This is a genomic window from Streptomyces klenkii (genome assembly GCF_003626645.1).
Taxonomy (GTDB): Bacteria; Actinomycetota; Actinomycetes; order Streptomycetales; family Streptomycetaceae; genus Streptomyces; species Streptomyces klenkii.
In genome coordinates this window covers 1-17,656 of record NZ_RBAM01000010.1, presented here as the reverse complement: position 1 = coordinate 17,656, position 17,656 = coordinate 1, and the positions used below count along the sequence as shown (strand labels likewise).

Annotated in this window: 18 protein-coding genes; 10 read left to right on the top strand and 8 right to left on the bottom strand. The window is 72.0% G+C overall.

The window, feature by feature from the left end; genetic code table 11:
- Window positions 1-43: 43 nt before the first annotated feature.
- From D7231_RS23570 to D7231_RS23560, 3 genes are read right to left on the bottom strand one after another with little or no spacing between them, the layout of a single operon-like run.
- Window positions 44-1,276 (bottom strand): cytochrome P450, encoded by a 1,233-nt coding sequence (locus tag D7231_RS23570; RefSeq protein ID WP_120757534.1) that lies wholly within the window; start codon window positions 1,274-1,276, stop codon window positions 44-46.
- Between the two features lie 29 nt (window positions 1,277-1,305).
- Window positions 1,306-2,685 (bottom strand): NAD(P)/FAD-dependent oxidoreductase, encoded by a 1,380-nt coding sequence (locus D7231_RS23565; RefSeq protein ID WP_120757533.1) that lies wholly within the window; start codon window positions 2,683-2,685, stop codon window positions 1,306-1,308.
- Window positions 2,675-2,890 (bottom strand): ferredoxin, encoded by a 216-nt coding sequence (locus D7231_RS23560; RefSeq protein WP_120757532.1) that lies wholly within the window; start codon window positions 2,888-2,890, stop codon window positions 2,675-2,677. The genes D7231_RS23565 and D7231_RS23560 overlap by 11 nt, the downstream gene beginning before the upstream one ends.
- 1,375 nt (window positions 2,891-4,265) lie before the next feature.
- On the opposite strand from D7231_RS23560, the gene D7231_RS23545 reads away from it, so the two are divergent.
- On the top strand, window positions 4,266-4,862 hold the full coding sequence (locus D7231_RS23545) for an N-acetylmuramoyl-L-alanine amidase (RefSeq protein ID WP_199739438.1): 597 nt from the start codon (window positions 4,266-4,268) through the stop codon (window positions 4,860-4,862).
- A gap of 121 nt (window positions 4,863-4,983) precedes the next feature.
- Window positions 4,984-5,571: a hemerythrin domain-containing protein gene (locus tag D7231_RS23540; protein WP_120757529.1), complete on the top strand. Its 588-nt coding sequence runs from the start codon at window positions 4,984-4,986 to the stop codon at window positions 5,569-5,571.
- 186 nt (window positions 5,572-5,757) lie between these two features.
- Here the strand turns inward: D7231_RS23540 and D7231_RS23535 are convergent, their stop codons facing one another.
- A complete protein-coding gene (locus D7231_RS23535; protein ID WP_120757528.1) occupies window positions 5,758-6,423 on the bottom strand; it encodes an HhH-GDP family DNA glycosylase in 666 nt (221 codons plus the stop codon).
- Between the two features lie 249 nt (window positions 6,424-6,672).
- Between D7231_RS23535 and D7231_RS23530 the strand changes: the two genes are divergently transcribed.
- A complete protein-coding gene (locus D7231_RS23530; RefSeq protein ID WP_120757527.1) occupies window positions 6,673-7,317 on the top strand; it encodes a diguanylate cyclase in 645 nt (214 codons plus the stop codon).
- Complete coding sequence (locus D7231_RS23525; RefSeq protein WP_120757526.1) at window positions 7,314-8,318, top strand: SMP-30/gluconolactonase/LRE family protein; 1,005 nt, start codon at window positions 7,314-7,316, stop codon at window positions 8,316-8,318. Before D7231_RS23530 ends, D7231_RS23525 begins: the two co-directional genes overlap by 4 nt.
- Before the next feature lie 68 nt (window positions 8,319-8,386).
- On the opposite strand, the gene D7231_RS23520 is transcribed toward D7231_RS23525, so the two are convergent.
- From D7231_RS23520 to D7231_RS23510, 3 genes are all read right to left on the bottom strand, one after another.
- Entirely contained in the window at window positions 8,387-8,629 is a 243-nt protein-coding gene (locus tag D7231_RS23520; RefSeq protein ID WP_120757525.1) for a hypothetical protein, read from the bottom strand.
- A gap of 87 nt (window positions 8,630-8,716) precedes the next feature.
- Entirely contained in the window at window positions 8,717-10,354 is a 1,638-nt protein-coding gene (locus D7231_RS23515; RefSeq protein ID WP_120757717.1) for an ABC-F family ATP-binding cassette domain-containing protein, read from the bottom strand.
- 403 nt (window positions 10,355-10,757) lie between these two features.
- Entirely contained in the window at window positions 10,758-10,952 is a 195-nt protein-coding gene (locus tag D7231_RS23510) for a DUF1272 domain-containing protein (RefSeq protein WP_120757524.1), read from the bottom strand.
- 221 nt (window positions 10,953-11,173) lie between these two features.
- Between D7231_RS23510 and D7231_RS23505 the strand changes: the two genes are divergently transcribed.
- The gene (locus D7231_RS23505) at window positions 11,174-12,103 is read left to right on the top strand and encodes an NAD-dependent epimerase/dehydratase family protein (RefSeq protein ID WP_120757523.1); all 930 of its coding nucleotides are present in this window, start codon (window positions 11,174-11,176) and stop codon (window positions 12,101-12,103) included.
- A gap of 357 nt (window positions 12,104-12,460) precedes the next feature.
- On the opposite strand, the gene D7231_RS23500 is transcribed toward D7231_RS23505, so the two are convergent.
- The gene (locus D7231_RS23500) at window positions 12,461-14,116 is read right to left on the bottom strand and encodes an ADP-ribosyltransferase domain-containing protein (RefSeq protein ID WP_120757522.1); all 1,656 of its coding nucleotides are present in this window, start codon (window positions 14,114-14,116) and stop codon (window positions 12,461-12,463) included.
- 187 nt (window positions 14,117-14,303) lie between these two features.
- Here D7231_RS23500 and D7231_RS23495 point away from each other — a divergent pair, with 187 nt between their 5' ends.
- The 5 genes from D7231_RS23495 to D7231_RS23475 all read left to right on the top strand — a co-directional run.
- Window positions 14,304-14,975, top strand: a complete 672-nt coding sequence (locus tag D7231_RS23495) for a macro domain-containing protein (protein WP_241999880.1) — start codon at window positions 14,304-14,306, stop codon at window positions 14,973-14,975.
- Window positions 14,976-15,023: 48 nt separating this feature from the next.
- The gene (locus tag D7231_RS23490) at window positions 15,024-15,566 is read left to right on the top strand and encodes a DUF1707 and FHA domain-containing protein (RefSeq protein WP_120757520.1); all 543 of its coding nucleotides are present in this window, start codon (window positions 15,024-15,026) and stop codon (window positions 15,564-15,566) included.
- 139 nt (window positions 15,567-15,705) lie between these two features.
- Window positions 15,706-16,233 carry a hypothetical protein gene (locus D7231_RS23485; protein ID WP_120757519.1) on the top strand — a complete coding sequence of 176 codons (528 nt, stop codon included), beginning with the start codon at window positions 15,706-15,708 and terminating at the stop codon, window positions 16,231-16,233.
- A 421-nt stretch (window positions 16,234-16,654) separates the two neighbouring features.
- Window positions 16,655-17,155 carry a hypothetical protein gene (locus D7231_RS23480; protein ID WP_228774803.1) on the top strand — a complete coding sequence of 167 codons (501 nt, stop codon included), beginning with the start codon at window positions 16,655-16,657 and terminating at the stop codon, window positions 17,153-17,155.
- 257 nt (window positions 17,156-17,412) lie between these two features.
- Window positions 17,413-17,656, top strand: a 244-nt coding sequence (locus tag D7231_RS23475; RefSeq protein ID WP_147449787.1) for a transposase, incomplete at its 3' end; no start/stop codon positions are given.

Below are 17,656 nucleotides of genomic sequence, written 5' to 3'. Positions count from 1 at the left end.
GGTGCTCCGCGGCGAGATACTGATGCCCGGCGTCGCCGGCCGGTCAGTGCTTCCCCTGCCCGAGGAGCAGGTGCCGGGGGCCGCGCAAGACGGGACTGTTGCGGTACTCCGGCGGGTCCTTCAGCAGCCTGGGGCCGTCCAGGAGGTTGATGAGGGTCGTGAGGGCGATCTGCGTCTCCAGGCGGGCGAGGGGCGCGCCGAAGCAGTTGTGGATGCCGCTGCCGAAGCCGAAGTGCTGGTTGTCGCGGCGGGCGGGGTCGAAGCGGTCGGGGTCGGGGAAGCGCAGGGGGTCGCGGCTGCCGGCGGCGAGGACGAGGATCAGCGGCACGCCCTTGGGAATGGTGACTCCGGCGACCTCGATGTCGGCCAGCGGCGTGCGCTGCGGCAGGAACTGCACGGGGGGCTCGTAGCGCAGCAGCTCCTCCACGGCACTGGGGATCAGCTCCGGCTCGGCGCGCAGCCGTTCCAGCGCTTCGGGGTTGCGCAGGAGGGTGAGCATGCCGTTGGTGATGAGGTTGACCGTGGTCTCGTGCCCGGCGATCAGCAGCAGGACGGTGGTGACCATCAGCTCCTGCTGCGTGAGCGCGCCCTCCGGGCCGTCCTCGTTGGCCAGGGCGGAGAGCATGTCGTCGGTGGGGCTGTGACGCCGCTTCTCGGCGAGCTCGCCGAGGTACTGGCCCATCGCCGACCGCGCTTCGTAGGCGGCGTGCCGGCGCGCTCCCGGGTCCTCGTCGGGAGGGAAGTCGAGCCCGGAGACGACCGTGTCCGCCCAGGTGTGGACCTGAGGGATGTCCTCGGACGGCACGCCGAGCAGGTCGCAGATGACGGTGACGGGCAGCGGGAAGGCGAAGTCGTCGACGAGGTCGAAGCTGCTTTTGCCCCGCAGCCCGTCCGCGAGCTGCCCGGAGATGCGGGCGATGTCGCCGCGCAGCGCGTCGATGCGGCCGGGGGAGTGGGGCGGGCCGAAGGGCCGCATGGCCAGACGCCTGAGGCGGTCGTGCTCGGGGTCGTCGCGCCCGATGAAGGAGGGCGGCGGCCCTTCCGGCGGCATGATGGAGGGATCGGGCTCGGCGCGGTTGCGGAGGTCCGAGCTGACGCGCGGGTCGTGCAGCAGCGCGGCGATCTCGTCGTACGTGCCCACCAGGTACTTCCCGTCCTCCTGCCGGGCGACCTTGTGCTCGCGGAGTTCGGCGTAGAGCGGGTACGGGTCGGCGCGGTTCGCGTAGTCGGTGATGCGCCTGAAGAGGGTGTCGGCGGAGGAGGCGTCGGCGGGCATGCACGGATCCCTTCGAGGAGCGGGCGGCGTCAGCCGTCGTGCCGGACCAGGGTCAGGCGGCGGTCCGGAAGGTGGCCGGTGAGGGCGACGGTCGGGCCGTGGGTGAGGACCCGCGGGTCGGGCACGTCGGAGGGGACGGGTTCGAGGTCCGCGAGGTGGTCGGCGGCGCCGGGGCCGGGCGGGAAGGGGGCGGCGCTCTCGATCAGGCGCCGGTAGTGCTCCAGCCACTTGGCCCGGTTGACGGTCACCGCCGCGGTGATCCGCCCGCGGTAGCCGTAGACCGCGACCAGGCGGCGCTCCTCCGGCGAGCCCTGGGCGATCACCACCTGGTCGGAGAAGGTGGGCACGCCCACGGACTTGATGTTGAGACCGAACTGGCCGGACCAGAACGACGGCACGGCCAGGTGGGGCCGGCGGAGCGGGCCGGGGGCGATCATGTTGTGGGCGGCGATCTCCGCTTGGGCGACGGCGTTGCCCCAGTGCTCCAGGGCGATCAGCTGGTACTCGAACAGCGGGTGCGGGAAGCGGGCCACGTCACCGGCGACGAACACGTCGTCCGTGACGATCCCGTACATGGTGAACACCCGGCACCCCGCGTCGCAGGCCACGCCCCGCGGGCCCGCCGCGAGACCGGAGTCGGCGAGCCACTCGGTGTTGCGGACCGCGCCCAGGCACACCACGGCGACGTCGGCCTCGATCCGGCTCCCGTCGGAGAACTCGGCCCCCGTGAGCCGGCCGCCCGCGCTCGTCAGCGCAGTGACGGTGACCCCGCAGCGCAAGTCGACCCCGTGCGCGCGCTGCAGCCGGGTGGCCCAGTCCCCGACCGTTCCGCCCAGCGCGCCGATCAGGGGGGCCCGGCCACGCTCCGCGACGGTCACTTCGAGGCCGCGTTCCCGGCAGGCCGAGGCCACCTCGGAGCCGGTGAAACCGGCACCGATGACCAGCACCCGGCGCGGCCCCGCGTCCAGAGCCGCGACGAGGCGGCCCGCGTCGGCGCTGGTACGGAGCGTGAAGACCCCTTCCAGCGCGGCCTCGCCCGGCACGGGCCAGGGACGGGCCCGCGTGCCGGTGGCGATCAGCAGCCGGTCGAAGGGCAGGCGCTCGCCGTCGGCGAGCACCACGCTCTTCCCGGCGGCGTCGACCCCGGAGGCGGGCACGCCCAGCCTCCACCGCGCGTCGATCGGACGCCGGGCCGGGAGCCCGCAGTCCTCGGCCCCCGCCTTCCCGAGCAGCACGAGCTTGGACAGCGGCGGCCGGTCGTAAGGCAGCTGCGGCTCGTCCCCGACCAGGGTCAGCTCGCCCTCGAACCCCTCGTCCCGGAGCGTCTCGGCGGCGCGCAGCCCGGCCAGCGACGCCCCGACGATGACGATCCGCCCGTCGCGCCGGGCGCCGCGCGCCTCACCGGGCACCGGAGTCGCCGCCCGCCTGCTCCCCGGCCGTGATGGCCTGCACCGGACAGGCAGCCACGGCCTGCCGCACGTGCTCTTCCCGGCCGTCGGGGACGGTCGGGACGTACAGCAGCGCCTCCTCGCCGTGCAGTTCGAACACCTGCGGGGCGAGGAACACGCACTGCGCGTAGCCCTGGCATCGGTTGAGATCGACCACGATCTGCATTCCGCTCCTCCCGGCACCCGTACGTCACCTCAGTCCTACGTCCTCGCGGGCGGCGGCGCGGGGTGGTGCTGCTCCATCGGGGGTACGGATCCCCGGCCGTCCCCTGCCGGGGAGGCCGCGGGGGCTCGCAAACCTCGGGAGGGTGTGAAGGCGTGGTTTTCCGCCTATCGGACGAACCTTGGGGAAGCGCGGGCGGCCGTACGGAGGGGGCGTGCAGGCTGTTCCGCGTGATGGGGTGGGAGCGGAGAACAGGGTACGCAGCGCTATTGGCCACGGCCGTCGTCCTCACGGTGACGGGCGGGGCCGCGGCGGACGACGGCGGCGCGCATGCCGTGGTGGGCAACACCTCGGTGAACGCCCTCCTGCACAACCTCCCGAGCCTGCTGCCGCCGCATCCGCCGTCGCACGCCAAGGTGAACGCACTGGGCGGCGCCGCACAGGCGGAAGTGACCGACAACGGCAGGGGATGCCTGGACGTCACTGCGCAGGTGCTCAGGGTGGAGGCGGAGGTGTGGCTGAAGTGCCGCAACACGCCGCCGGCCGCACCCGCGCCCCCGGGCCCCGGAGCCCCTGCTCCCGCCCCGCCCGCTCCCGCACCCCCGGCTGCACCACCTGCCCCCGCTCCGCCCGCGCCTGCACCACCGGCCCCCGCGCCTGCCCCGCCGGCCCCGGCGCCCCCCGCCCCGCCCGCTCCCGCGCCACCGCCGGCTCCCGCCCCGCCTGCGCCCGGCGCGCCGGCGCCCGTACCGCCCGGACCCGGGCCCGCCGCCCCTGCGCCCGGTGCTCCCGCTCCCGCCCCGCCCGCGCCGGGAGCCCCGGCTCCTGCCCCACCAGCCCCTGCCCCACCGGCTCCTGCTCCCGTGCCACCCGCTCCCGCCCCGCCTGCCCCACCCGCTCCTGCGCCGCCCGCCCCCGCGCCACCACCCCCGCCCGCGCCCGCACCCCCGGCGCCTGCACCACCCGCCCCGCCGCCGGCAGTTCCTCCGGCTCCGGCGCCGCCCCCGGCACCTCCAGCACCGGCACCTCCTCCGCCCGCGCCGCCGGCTCCCGCCCCCGCGCCCCCGGCTCAACTCCCGCCGCCCCCGGCGCCTGTCGTCAACGCGCCTCCGGCTCCCGCCCAGCCACCCGCCCCCGCCCCTGCTCCGCCGCCTTCGACGACGGCCCCGAAGCCGCCCGCCCGCCCGCAGGCGCCGGCAAACCGCCGCCCCGTCTACAGAAACGCCATCAAAGCCATCGCCCAGAAGAAGGTCGGCAGCGTGTCGCTGGTCGAGCTCACCCTGCTGCTCACCGTTCCGGCCGTGCTGGCAGCGGCCCTGCTGCGACCACGCTCGGCCTCCCGGCGAAACCGATAGTCCACCGCGTACAGTCGGATCCCATGGGCCCCATGGGACGCTACAGCTGTGACCACCTCGTCAGCTGGTACCACCGGCTGCCCGAGCGCCGTCTCGACGCCATCACCACGGTGGTGCTGCACGCCACCGAACTCCCCGGCTTCGACGAGGCGTTGCTGGAAGCCGAGAAGACGGCGCGGGAGAGCGAGAGCGGGCGCGGCGTGTGCGGGCACCTGTACATCGACCGCGACGGTACGGTGCATCAGCTCGTCCCGTTCGAGCGCGTCGCCCAGCACGTCCAGGAGCACAACACCCCGTCGATCGGCATCGAGCTGATCAACCGCGGGCGGTACCCCCGGTGGTTCGACGCCGGCCACCAGACCCCGACGGAGCCGTTCCCGCCCGCACAGGTACAGGCCCTCATCGACGTCCTGACGACCCTCCGCACCGGCTGCCCCCGCCTCACCGACCTGTACCGGCACAGCGATCTCGACACGGCCCTGGTCCCCGCCGCCGACCGCCCCGAGGTGCAGGTGCACCGCCGCATCGACCCCGGACCGCTCTTCCCCTGGGCCGAAGTCGCCGAATTCTGGGCCGGTCTCAGCCGTCGGCCCGGCCCTGACCGCGGGACCCTTCGGTAGCGCCTTCGGTAGCGCCTCCGGTGGTGTCTTCGATGGTGTCGTCGGTGTGTCAGGGCCGCGGCCCGGGGTAACCGCACGACCGTGCCGACGCAAACGACCGACATCCCCGAGGAGGACACCCATGGGGTACACGGACACGGACACCGCCGGCCGGCGGCCGGAGAGCAATGACGTCGTGGCGCTGCTGATGAATCAGCACGAGCAGATCCGGACCCTGCTCGACGACGTGCTGGAGCGCACCGGAGAGGAACGGCGGCATGCCTTCCGGCATCTCGTCCACCTGCTCGCGGTGCACGAGACGGCCGAGGAAGAGGTCGTCCACCCCTACGCCCGGCAGGCCGCCGAAGGCGGCGAGCACGTGGTGGCCGACCGGCTCAAGGAAGAGAACGCGGCCAAGCGGACCCTGAAGCGCCTGGAGCACATGGACCCCGACGGCCCCGCCTTCGTCGAAGAGTTCACCTCCCTGCGCGACGCCGTGCGCGCCCACGCGCGGGCCGAGGAGACGTACGAGTTCACCCGCCTGCTGGACGCCGGCGACCCCGCCCGGCTCCAGGCACTCGCCAAGGCCGTGCGCGCGGCGGAAGCCGTCGCGCCGACACACCCGCACCCGGGTACGGAGACCCTCACCGGAAACGCCCTGCTCGGCCCTCCGGCCGCCGTGGCGGACCGCGCCCGTGACGCGATGCGCAAGGCGATGGGCCGGACCTGAGCCGCGGGCGGCCTGGGCGGCCGGGCCGGGCGCACGCTGCGGAAGCTCGCCGAGCACGCCGCACCGCCGGCTCGCCCGGATCACCCTGCCCCGCCCGGACCGTCCCGCCCGGCTGGTCGTCGGCCTCGACCCGCCGGTCGCCTCCCGCGGTGACATCACCGCCGTACGCGAAGCCGCCCGCGCCGCTCAGTCCCCCTTCCCGGCACGGGCGGCTTCCTTCACCTCACCGGCGATCTCCTTGTCCAGCGCGGCCCTCACCAGCGCGGCCGCGAACGCCGGAGCGTCCGCCCGCCCGACCAGCCGTGCCAGCGCCCCGGGAGCGCTCGGCAAGCCGAGGAGTGCGGCTCCCTCAGCGGCTTTGCCGTCGAAACACGGATGCACCTCCGGCCACACGCCCTGCACTTCCCGCAGGAAGATGGCCACCCCCGCCGGCCCGAGCCCCGGGAGTTCCCGCAACAGCTTCCGCAACTGCCCCGGATCGCCGTCCGCCTCCTCGCGCATCCGCCGGATGTCGCCCCCGTAGCGGTCGAGGAGCAGTTGCGCGCCGTCGCCGAGCTGGGTGGCGGTGCGCTCGTCGTAGCGGCGGTAGCCGCCCTCGCCCAGCGCGTCCACACGCTGCTGCCAGGTCGCCCCGGCCATCCGCCGCGGATCCTTCATCCCGGCCGCCGCCAGACAGCGTGCGGCTTCGACCGCGACGGACGCCCGGATCCGCGCGCTGAGCAGACAGGCCAGCACGAGGAGCCGGTAGAGCGGCTGCGGGGTGTCCCGCAGCCGGATGCCCGCCTCCTCGGCGTACGTCCGCCCGTACCTCCGCAGCAGCGCGGCCACGGTCCGCTCGTTGCCGGTGCCCATGGAACGAGTGTGTCCTGACGGACCCGGCCCCGCGCGGCGCCGGCAGCCGGCTCCGCCCCTGATCACCATATTCGGCCGTTCTCGGCTGTTCTCCGCGCACGGCCGCATGGCAGGGGACAAGGGGGTAGACGTATACGCGTGTGGCGGTCTGATTGTCATAGCGCGCACCGCCGTCAACAGCGCCCGACCGGCACCGTGGCCGGTCCGTGGCCGCCTCTCCGCCCGTCCCTCTTCCCTCCGGAGGCTTCCATGGCCCGCTCCGGCACGTCCTTCGTCCGCACCTGGAGCCACTGGCGCCGCGGACGCGACCTCTCCGTCCCGGCCCGCCCCACCACCGTCGAGGACGCCGACCGGCGCTTCCTGCTCTACGGGGTGCTCCCGCTGTGGGTGGTTCCCGCGGTCGCCGACTGGTGGATGCACAAGAAGACCCGCATCGAGCACACGAGCGGCGTGAAGGAATCCGCCGTCCACGCGCTGATGATGACCGAGGCCGGCGTCCCCGTCGCGATGGGGCTCCTGGCCAGGATCAACCCGCTCGTCCTCTCCGTGATGGGAGGGGCGGCCGTCGCCCACGGCGCCACGGCCCTCTACGACGTCAGCCTGGCCACGGCGGAACGCGAAGTGCGCCCCGTGGAGCAGCACATCCACAGCTTCCTGGAAGTGCTGCCGCTGTCGGCGATGGCGTTCACCGCCTGCCTGCACGCCGACGAGGTCCGCGCGGCGCTGCGCGGCGGGCAGGGTGCCCGCGACTGGGCCCTCCTGCCCAAGGACCGGCCGCTGCCCGCGAAGTACCTCGCCGGACTCGGCGCGGTGATCTGCGCCGGGGTGATCCTCCCGTACGCCGAGGAGTTCTCCCGGTGCCTGCGCGCCCGGCGTCAGGTTGCGGCCTCATGAGGCGCCCTGCCACTGCCGCCCGCGCCACGCAGCCCCGGCCGCTGCCGCCCCTGCGCATGCTCCGCATCGGAGGACCAGGACCGGAGGACGTCGTCGTCGACGCCGCCGGGCGGGTGCTCACCGGCACCGGCGACGGCCGGATCCGGCGGATCAGCCTGCCCGGACCGCGCGGCGGCGCGCGGGTCGAGGAGATCGCCCGGACGGGCGGCAGGCCGCTCGGCCTGGAGACACTGCCCGACGGGCGGCTGCTCGTCTGTGACGCGGAACGGGGGCTGCTCCGCATCACCCCTGAGGACGGAGGCGTGAGCCGAGGCCGGACCGAGGTGCTCGTGGGCTCGGTGGCAGGCACCCCGCTGAAGTTCTGCAGCAACGTGACCGCCGCCGCGGACGGCACCCTCTACTTCACCGCCTCCAGCCTGCGCTACGGGCTGCGCGACTGGCAGGCCGACATCGTCGAGCACTCCGGCACCGGACGACTGCTGCGCCTCCGGCCGGGCGACGGCGAACCCGAGGTGCTCCTCGACGACCTCCAGTTCGCGAACGGCGTGGCCCTGTCGGCCGACGAGTCCTACGTCGCGGTGGCCGAAACCGGCGCGTACCGCCTCGTCCGCCTCTGGCTCACCGGCCCCCGGTCCGGCGCACGCGACACCCTGACCGACGACCTGCCGGGCTTCCCCGACAACCTCTCCCGCAGCGCCGACGGGACCTTCTGGACCGCCCTGGCCGCGCCCCGCACGGCACCTCTCGAATGGCTCCACCGCGCGCCCGCGGCGGTACGGCGCGGTGCGGCGGCCGCGGCGACCCGCCTGCACGTGCCCCCACGCCGTGTCGCGCGCCTCGTCGGCGTCGACGCCGGCGGCCGCATCACCCACAACCTGGGACGGCACGGCACCGGCTACCGGATGATCACCAGCGTGTACGAGCACGAAGGCACCCTCGTACTCGGCAGCCTCCTGGAGCCGGGCATCGCCCTGTGCGAACTCCCGCCCTCCCCGGCCTGAGCGGGGGAGAGGTCGTGCGGGTGGGTCCGTACGGGGTTAACCGTACGGACCCACCCGCACGATCCTGCTCAGGCGGCGTGCCTGCCCCTGCCCCTGGCGAACGGTCCGGCGGACGGCGCCCGGCCCGCCGGCGGCACCGGCTCCTGACGCGAGCCGGGCTCCTCACCAGTGAGATCGGGGACGGCTCGCAGGCGGCGGGTCTGTTCAGGGCGTTCGGCCGCGGGGCCGCTCAGCATCCGTTCCTCGTAGCGGCCCAGGGCGAGCACCACGCACAACATCAAAGGGGGCAGGAGCAGAGCGACGGCGACCACGGGGGCCCCTTTCGCAGCGGCGGTGGTTTCCCCTCTCGCGTTGCCGTACCCGCCTGCCGCAAACACCGCGGTCCGCCGAATGGGAATTCACGTGGCCATTTCCGCCCGCACCTCCTCGGCCGACGTGTCCTGAAGTTCGCCGTCCAGGCGAAGCCAGCGCGTAATAGCGATGGATTCCAGAAAGCGGATGTCGTGGCTGGCCACGATCAGTGCGCCCTCGTACGAATCCAGAGCCGTGGCCAGCTGGCGGATGCTCGCCATGTCCAGGTTGTTCGTCGGTTCGTCCAGCATCAGCAGCTGCGGGGCGGGCTCGGCGAGCATCAGGGCCGCCAGAGCGGCCCGGAAGCGCTCTCCGCCCGACAGGGTCCCGGCGCTCTGGTCGGCCCGTGCCCCCTTGAACAGGAAGCGGGCCAGCTGGGCCCTGATCCGGTTGCCGGTGGCGCCGGGCGCGAACCGCGCCACATTCTCGGCGACCGTCAGCTCCTCGTCGAGCACGTCGAGGCGCTGCGGCAGGAACCGCAGCGGCACGTGCACCACGGCCTCCCCGGACAGCGCTTCCAGCTCACCGGCGATCGTCCGCAGGAGCGTCGTCTTGCCCGCGCCGTTGCGGCCGACGAGGGCGATCCTCTCGGGGCCGCGCAGCTCGAACTCGCCTTCGACCCGCGCCCCGTACTTCAGGTGCAGCTCGCGCAGCGCGAGGACGGAGCGGCCCTGCGGCACCGCCGTGTGGGGGAGGTCGACGCGGATCTCGTCGTCGTCGCGCACGGCCTCCTCCGCTCTGTCGAGCCGCTCCTTCGCCTCGGCCAGCTTCTCCTCGTGCATGATGCGGTGCTTGCCCGCGGAGGCCTGGGCCTGGCGCTTGCGCTCGCCCATGACGATCTTGGGCTCGCGCTTGCTGTCCCACATCTTCTGGCCGTACCGCTTGCGGCGGGCGAGCTTGACCTGGGCGTCGGCCAGTTCGCGCTTCTGCTTGCGCAGGTCGGACTCGGCGGTCCGCACCAGCCGTTCGGCCGCGTCCTGTTCGGCGGCCAGAGCCTCCTCGTAGGCGGAGAAGTTGCCTCCGTACCAGGAGACCTCGCCCGCCCGCAGGTCGGCGATCTGGTCGACCCGGTCGAGGAGCTCACGGTCGTGGCTGACCACGACCATGACGCCGGACCAGGCTTCGACGGCCGCGTACAGGCGCCGGCGCGCGGACAGGTCGAGGTTGTTGGTGGGCTCGTCCAGCAGGAGCACGTCGGGGCGGCGCAGCAGCAGCGCGGCCAGGCGCAGCAGGACCGACTCCCCGCCCGACAGCTCGCCTACGGTGCGGTCCAGGCCGATGCCGCCCAGCCCCAGCCCGGCGAGCGTCGCCGTGGCGCGCTCCTCGACGTCCCAGTCGTCGCCGACCGCCGCGAAGTGCTCCTCGCGGACGTCGCCCGCCTCGATGGCGTGCAGGGCGGCGCGGGTGCCGGCGATGCCGAGGACGTCCTCGACGCGGAGCGACGTGTCGAGCGTGGTGTTCTGCGGCAGGTACCCGATCTCGCCGGCGACGCGCACTGTGCCCTCGGCGGGAGTGAGCTCCCCGGCGATCAGCTTCACCAGGGTCGACTTCCCCGAGCCGTTGAGCCCGATGAGGCCGGTTTTCCCGGGCCCGAAGGCGACCTGGAGGCCGTCGAAGACGGTCGTGCCGTCCGGCCAGGTGTAGGAGAGCGATGAGCAAGTGATGAAAGCAGGAGAAGATGACAAGAGGGCCTCGTAATCGTCGAAATCGTCGCTGGAAAAGATGTCCGGGGACAACGCCGGGGCGGGGGCGAGCACCGCAGGGCGACCAGAACCGACGAGAAGACAGGAAAGAGAATCCCTGCATCGGCGGGAGCGGGACGGCTCAATGCGTCGAGGTCGCACACGGAACGCGGGCAGCGGCGGCGTCAAGGCGCTGCTGCGTAGCGCGGTGTCTCAAGACCTCAGACGAGCAACGTCCTACTCCGATCGACGACAACAGAGGCGTTATGCAACGTAGAGGGAGGGTGGTGGCGGCGTCAACGCAATTAAGTTCCACCGCGATCCACCGCGGCCGAACGGGCCGTCGATCCGCCCGGAGCCCCGCACTGATCAGTGCCGGGCTCCGTGGGGACCGCGCGGCTGTCGCTTACGCTGCGGCAGGGGCCGGAACGCGGCGGGGACGCGCCACGAGTTCGCCGCCGCAGTTGGGACACACGTCGTGCATGGCGTCGCTGCACGGCACGCAGAACGTGCACTCGTGCGAGCAGATACGCGCGGGAGAGTCCGGCGGCAGCACGGCGCTCTCACATCGTTCGCAGCGGTCACGCATTTCCAGAGCCATGGCTTCTCTCCTCGACGGGTACGGGCATCCGCTGCCTGATCGCCGGCACCGGATGAGGTCGGAGCCATTCTTGGCAGAGGGATCTTGGCCGAAAAGCGTCGGCAGGGCCAGCTTTGCGCAGGATCGGGCCAGCAGGGACGGGACCAGGACCAGGGGCAGGCCGGGGGAGGAGGCGGCGCACCGGGGACAGGAACAAGACACGCTCGCGCTAGTGTGCGTAGGTGAGTCTTTCTGTCGTTGTGGGATTCGGGGCCGCCGGCGCGGCCACCGCTCGGCTGCTGGCCGAGAAGGGTCATGAGGTACGGGTCGTCACCAAGTCGGGCCGGAGCCCGGAACCCGGCATCGAGCACGTCGCGCTGGACGCGACGGACAGCAAACAGCTGATCGAGGCGGCGCGGGGCGCCGGCGCGATCTACAGCTGCGCCGCACCGCCCTACCACCGCTGGGCCGCCGACTGGCCGCCCCTGGCCGGCTCGCTGTTCGCGGCGGCCGAGGCGACCGGCGCCGTCCTGGTGATGCTGGGCAACCTCTACGGCTACGGCCCGGTGGACGGCCCCATGACCGAAAACCTTCCCCTCACGGCGAAGGGCACCAAGGGACGGGTGCGCGCCGCGGTCTGGGAACAGGCGCGGGCGCTGCACGAGCAGGGCCGCATCAAGGCCGTCGAGGTGCGGGCCTCGGACTTCTTCGGCCCCGGCGTGACCGACGCCGGTCACTTGGCCGCCCGGGTCATGCCACGCCTGCTGCGCGGCAAGCCCGTCTCCGCGCTCGGCGACCCGGACGCCCCGCACAGCTGGACCTACCTCCCCGACGTGGCCAGGACCCTGGCCGAGGCCGCGGGCGAGGAGCGCGCCTGGGGGAGGGCCTGGCACGTCCCGACGGCGCCCGCACTGTCCACCCGGGAGATGGTGGACCGCCTCGCCGCCCGGTCCGGAACGGGACCGGTCGCGGTGCGCAGGCTCTCCCCGGCCGTGCTGGGCATCGCGTCGGTGTTCTCCCCGCTGATCCGCGAACTGAAGGAGATCCGCTACCAGTTCGACCGCCCCTTCATAGTCGACTCGAGCGCGTACGAAGCCGAGTTCGCCGTACGAGCCACCGCCGTGGACGAGCAGGTCAAGGCGACGGTGGAGTGGTGGCGTCAGCGGTCGTAGCAGCCTTGGCCAGCTCCCGCCGGTCAAGGCCGAGCCTTCGTAGTTGATCTTCATTCGCAATCGGATGTTCATCCTCGTGACGAAGACTCCGGCCTCGAACCTGACGAAGTCCGCCTCGTGCTCTCGCGCCGGCTGCTGCGCAGGCACGCCGAACTGGCCGAGCACGTGAGGTGGAAGGGGTAGTCGGGCTTGGCGGCGTCGAAGAGATCGCGGGTCACGCGAGCACGTAGTGATCGACTACGTGCTCGCGTAGGCGCCGCGGCCGAGCCGAGGGGGCGGCCCTTCCGGGCCTCGTACGCTGAGGAGCTCGCCGACCCGCCCCGCCCGGCCCCCGCTCAGGACACAGCCGGCCCCCGCTCAGGACACCAGGGTCTGCTCTTCCAGTTCGGTCAGCTTCACCGTGGACAGGCCACTGCGCTCGGTCGTCACGTCCGTCACCTTGAACTGCGTGCCCGGCGGGAGGATGAATTCCTCCTCGTCGGTGAACGCGGAGAAGTTGCGGATGCCCACCGCGCGGGCGGGGGTCACCTCGAAGAGCATCCGCTTGCCGCGGCTGCCGAGGAACCCCCGTGCCACGCTGAGCTTGGACGTGCACGAGGACACACCCCACCAGGTCACGGTCCGGCCGAGCGGGTACTGCGCCCGCAGGTCCAGTGACACACCGCGCCACAGCGGCTCCGTACGGGCGGGAAGCCGCGACACCGCCGAGAACAGCAGCCGCAGATACGGCAGGTACGGCACGACCCTGGCCCGGTCCGGGGAGCGCAGGACGGCGTTGATCTCCCGGTAGAACGCGGATTCGCAGGTATAGAGGTGGAGGGCGGCGATCGCGTCGGCGTCCAGTTTGCCGTTGCCGGTCGCCTCGTCCGCCCGCCTCTTGCCGAATTCGTGCGACAGCTGGACATGCCGGTCGAGACCGGACAGCAGCCCGGCGACCGGTGCGGCGGCATCGCGGAAGCCCATGAGCGGGGTGTCGAACACGCCGGTGATCGCGGGGAGGGCGAGACCCTCGTCCTTTACGCCGGCGAGCCGGTCGAGGTACAGCTGGTGCAGCTCCATGGTGGAGGCGATGAAGGCGCCCATGCGTTCGGCGACGCCGCCGTCCGCCCCGCCGTCCTCCGCCGCCAGCTCGTTCCACCCCTTGCTCGGCAGCCAGTCGATCTCATCGGCGCCCAGCGACGCGAGGGCCGCGTTCACCACGCCGAAATGGTCGCCTTCGCAGAAGATGTCGCCCTGCGCAGCGGGGTTGGGGTGGTCGATGTGCCGGACCTCGACCTCGGGGTACTTCTCCTGGAGCCGGAGGACGACCTTCTTCAGGCTGCGCGCATGCGCTCCCCACCACGCGAAGACGACACCACGGTCCTCTTCGCCGGCGTTCTGCTTGGCCCTGAGGATCTCTTCGACGATCCGCTCGGCGACCGGGCGCCAGAACGCGGTGTGCAGATCGGCATCGGCCCCCCGGCCTCCGCTGCTGCTGGCGGTGAGTGCGGAGTTCAGCAGTAGTACGCCCTGCGTGAGCATCGCCTGGAACCACTCCGGCGGCTGGACGGTGTCCTGCTCCTTCAGCAACGCCCGAACGTCGGCGATCGGGGTCTTCTTGGGTATGCCGTACTTCCACATCGCCGCCGCCTTGATGATGCAGCGGATGCTGACGACCCTGCCGAACTGGCTGTCCTTCCAGCCATGGAAGGTGTTGTCGAACATGGCGATGCCGGTCGCGCTCTCCGGCCGTGGGTACGGGTTCTGACCGAAGACGACGACCTTCCACTTGTGCGGTGGGTTGGGCTTGAGTGCCTGGAAGGTCAGTTCGCGGACGGGGACGACCTCCGGGGCGCGGCCCGGGCCGATGAACCCGGCTGCGTCCGGCTGCGCCTCGATGACCGGCTTCAGCAGCGGAAGCCACGGCTCACCGCCGCCCTTGAACAGCTCGGCGAGGGACAGCGGGTCACTCGGGCCGCTCGGGCCGGGCGTGGCGGGCGTGGCGGGCGTCGCGGGGAGGTGGGCATCGCTCATGGTGGTGGGGCTCCGGGATTCCTGGGAGCCCGTCAGATGCCTGACGGACCCCACAGCTGTGCTGGACCCCACCGTTATACCGAGCGGGTCTGACAGCGGGCCCGGGCCGTAACGGCCTTGTCAGTGGGGCGCGGTAGCGTCATCGAAGATTGATGGGCCGTATCCCCGATCGGAGTGGAGCATGACCATGGACCGTGCGCAGTCGTCGCTGAAGGTGGTGCTGACCGACCTCAACGCGTCGGTGGTGGAGGCGTGGCGGGCGGCATTCGCCGACACCCCCGGGATCGAGATCCGCAAGGGCTCGATCCTCGACGAAAATGTCGACGCCTGGGTCACCCCGACCAACTCCCGGGGCCGGATGGACGGTGGTGTCGACGCGGCCATCAAGCGGTATCTCGGAGCGGGCATCCAATTGCGCGTGCAGCGGGCGATCCGCGACCAGTTCAGTGGAAGCCTTCCGGTGGGAAGCGCGGTGTGCGTTCCGTCCGGGGCGGTCAATCCGAAGTTCCTGATATCGACGCCCACGATGGAACACTCCGCGGAGAACGTGAGTGAGACCCTGAACGTGGCCCTGGCCTGTGCGGCGGCGTTCCAGGCGATCCACCGGCGCAACGAGGAGGCGCCGGGCAGCATCGAGTCGGTTGCCCTGGTCGGCATGGGCGCCCAGACCGGCCGGGTGCCGGCACGGGTGTGTGCCAACCTGATGTGGACGGGATACACGCTCTTCAACGACTACCGCTTCGACGACTACGACGACCTGCGGCACACGATCGTCGCCCAGCTCGACGACATCGAGAACGCGCCCGAAGAAAAGCGCGTACGCATCGAGCCGCCCAAGCGCACGCGTACCCGCCGCTGACGAACCGTTTGTGGACAGGAAGGGTCCGCAAACCCGAGAATCACCATCATGACGTCTCCTGAGTTCCGTACGCGCGTGACCCGGCCTTCCGAGGCCGATCGCGAGAGGGCCTTGGCCGTCCTGCGCGACGGCACGGGCGACGGCAGGCTCTCCCACGACACGTTCATGCGCCGCATGGACCTTGTCCTGAGCGCCCGCACCAGTGCCGAGATCGAGCTGGCCATGGCCGACCTCCCGGCCCGCGGGCGGTTCTCGGATTTCATCCTGCGCGTGGTGGGCGGCCTGTCATCCTTCGGGGCCGGCGTGCGCGGCGCCTGGCGGGCCGCCCGCCTCCCCGGCCTCCGCCTCCCCGAACCCGGCACGAAGCCCCTGACCGTAGGCCGGGCCCCGGTCTCCGACCTGCGCCTCGAAAACGACACGGTCTCCCGCCGCCACGCGGAACTACGCTGGCTGGACCACGGCTGGCGCCTGACGGACCTGGGCTCCCGCAACGGCACCTACGTCAACGGCCTGCGCATAGCCGGCTCAGTCCGCGTAGCCCCCGGCGACCACGTAGCCTTCGGCGACCTGGGCTTCCGCCTCTCGGTCTGACGACGGGGCCCGGCACCCCGTGGGCGTCGGGCGCGTCTTTCACCTGAACGAGCGATTCCGTTCACTCGGATGACGAATGCACACTTCCGAGTGGAGGGTGACGCCTCCGACGTCCGTGAACACCGGAGGAGGGCCCGTCATGCTACTGTCCCGCGCCCGCAGACTGATCGCCGTCGCAGCCGCCATCGCCGGGGCGCTCCCCCTGGCAGCACTCGGCACCGTCCCGGCCGCCGCCGCAAACGGTGCCATGGCCGCCACTCTGAACTGCGCCGGCTCGATCAGAGTGAACATCACTAACACCGGAGCCGTAGACGGCAAGGGCACCCTCCGCTGCGCGACGCCCACCACCTCCTACGACGGTCAGTTGACGCTCTCGGGGTCCGTGACGAGCATCAGCGGGCTGGTCTTCCAGACCAAGACGTCCGACCAGCTCAGCATCTTCAGCGGCAGCACCGGCGAGATCATCGACCTCACGGTGAACCGCAGGCTGGAGAAGCTCTCCGACACGGCATCCGGCAACGCCACCGAGCAGGGAAGCGGCTCGGTCGTCGGAGGCGGCCCCTTCGGCGGGGCACGGGAGTCCGAGTCCGGCACGGGCACGTTCGGTACGGGAATGGTGACGACCTTCCTCATCACCAACAACTACATCCTCGACCTGAACGGCTGACCCCGAAGACGCGGGCATCAGAGGGGCAACCGCCTGGGCGGGTTGGTGGCGTGGCCGTGCGGCGGCGGTTGTCCCTGTGCGCCGAGCGCGGCTCAGCCGTCCACGTTGTCAGTGCCCTCTGCAGAGGTGAGCGTGCAGGGCGGCGGTAGATGTCGCTCTATCAGCGCTCTGGGAAACCCTCTGGGACGATCAGCCCGACATCGCGCGCGACCTTGCCGCCGCCGGAGCAGACCCCTGGAAGCCTCTGGTCGCCGGCTGGTCACCGGGCCGGCTCAACCTGGCCGGACCCACACCGGACTTGTTCGTGGTGCCGGAGGGGCAGCCGGGACTCAGCGATTCGGAACGCGCGGCGGCGCAGGAGGCCAAACGGCTTCTCGCTGCCCTGGGAGACCGCTCTTGCCTAGGCCTGGGGTTGGCATGCGTGGCCGGCGTCGATGCCACGGAGGCGATACGCCGCCTGGAGGCCGAGCCGGTGGAAGGCAGCAGACTCGACGCGCTGCAAGAGGCCGTCACCGCTGGGTACTACGGGGACGAGGACATGCAGATCGTCGGCGTGACCACCGTACCGGGCGGTTGTATCGTCACCCAGCCATGGGGATACGCGCCGGATACGCCCGGTGTGCAAAAGAGGCTATCGGTGGGCACCGTCTGCTACGGCCTGTACGCGAACGCCAAGAGCGGAAACCAGGGCAGCATCGCCCGCAATGGCGTCATCGAAGACTCGGACCTCCACCCCGGCGGCGGCCTGGACCCGGAAGACACGCCCACGCCGGAGGAAGTACTGCGTTCCTACCTCTACCAGCACAACGCCGTGGCCTACGCATGCGCTTGGGCAGGGCTCCGCCCGGCCGACGCGCGCGCCGTCTTCGGCCCCCCGGACATCTGGGTCGACCTGCCGCAGCGCGACTACTGGAAGGACTGAGGCAGCGCCGTGCGTCCGGCGGCGGGCATCGCCGTCAGCATCGACGACCGGCACGGTGTGGGCCCCTGACACGCGTACGGAACCCGGCATCCTCCGCGAGATCGGCATGCACCTGCATCCGTCCCCCCCCCCGCTAAATACGTGAGGGTCTTAGGACGGACGGGGTGCGGTTTCTATGGTGCTCGGCTCGGCTAGGCAGTGTCTGATGGCTCTTGCTCGGGTGGTGGATCTGTTGCCGCTCCGGGCAGGAGCCAGGCATGGTGCGGCGGCATGAACTGACCAACGCTCAGTGGGAGCTGATCGCTTCGCTGCTGCCCGAAGCGGGTGGGCCGGGTGGGAGGTGGGCCGATCACCGCATCGTGGTCAACGGGGTTCTGTACCGGACCCGGACCGGTATCCCGTGGCGTGACCTGCCCGAACGCTACGGCCCCTGGCAGACCGTCTACGAACGCCACCGCCGCTGGCCGGCCGACGGCACCTGGGCGAAAATCCTGCACGCCC

Excerpts from the sequence above, each read along its gene's own strand:
- D7231_RS23495 (WP_241999880.1), top strand. The coding sequence starts at position 14,304 with ATGGACCGTGCGCAGTCGTCGCTGAAGGTGGTGCTGACCGACCTCAAC.
- D7231_RS23560 (WP_120757532.1), bottom strand. The coding sequence starts at position 2,890 with ATGCAGATCGTGGTCGATCTCAACCGATGCCAGGGCTACGCGCAGTGC.
- D7231_RS23500 (WP_120757522.1), bottom strand. The coding sequence starts at position 14,116 with ATGAGCGATGCCCACCTCCCCGCGACGCCCGCCACGCCCGCCACGCCC.
- D7231_RS23530 (WP_120757527.1), top strand. The coding sequence starts at position 6,673 with ATGGCCCGCTCCGGCACGTCCTTCGTCCGCACCTGGAGCCACTGGCGC.
- D7231_RS23535 (WP_120757528.1), bottom strand. The coding sequence starts at position 6,423 with ATGGGCACCGGCAACGAGCGGACCGTGGCCGCGCTGCTGCGGAGGTAC.
- D7231_RS23485 (WP_120757519.1), top strand. The coding sequence starts at position 15,706 with ATGCTACTGTCCCGCGCCCGCAGACTGATCGCCGTCGCAGCCGCCATC.
- D7231_RS23545 (WP_199739438.1), top strand. The coding sequence starts at position 4,266 with ATGGGCCCCATGGGACGCTACAGCTGTGACCACCTCGTCAGCTGGTAC.
- D7231_RS23510 (WP_120757524.1), bottom strand. The coding sequence starts at position 10,952 with ATGGCTCTGGAAATGCGTGACCGCTGCGAACGATGTGAGAGCGCCGTG.
- D7231_RS23540 (WP_120757529.1), top strand. The coding sequence starts at position 4,984 with ATGGGGTACACGGACACGGACACCGCCGGCCGGCGGCCGGAGAGCAAT.
- D7231_RS23525 (WP_120757526.1), top strand. The coding sequence starts at position 7,314 with ATGAGGCGCCCTGCCACTGCCGCCCGCGCCACGCAGCCCCGGCCGCTG.
- D7231_RS23490 (WP_120757520.1), top strand. The coding sequence starts at position 15,024 with ATGACGTCTCCTGAGTTCCGTACGCGCGTGACCCGGCCTTCCGAGGCC.
- D7231_RS23570 (WP_120757534.1), bottom strand. The coding sequence starts at position 1,276 with ATGCCCGCCGACGCCTCCTCCGCCGACACCCTCTTCAGGCGCATCACC.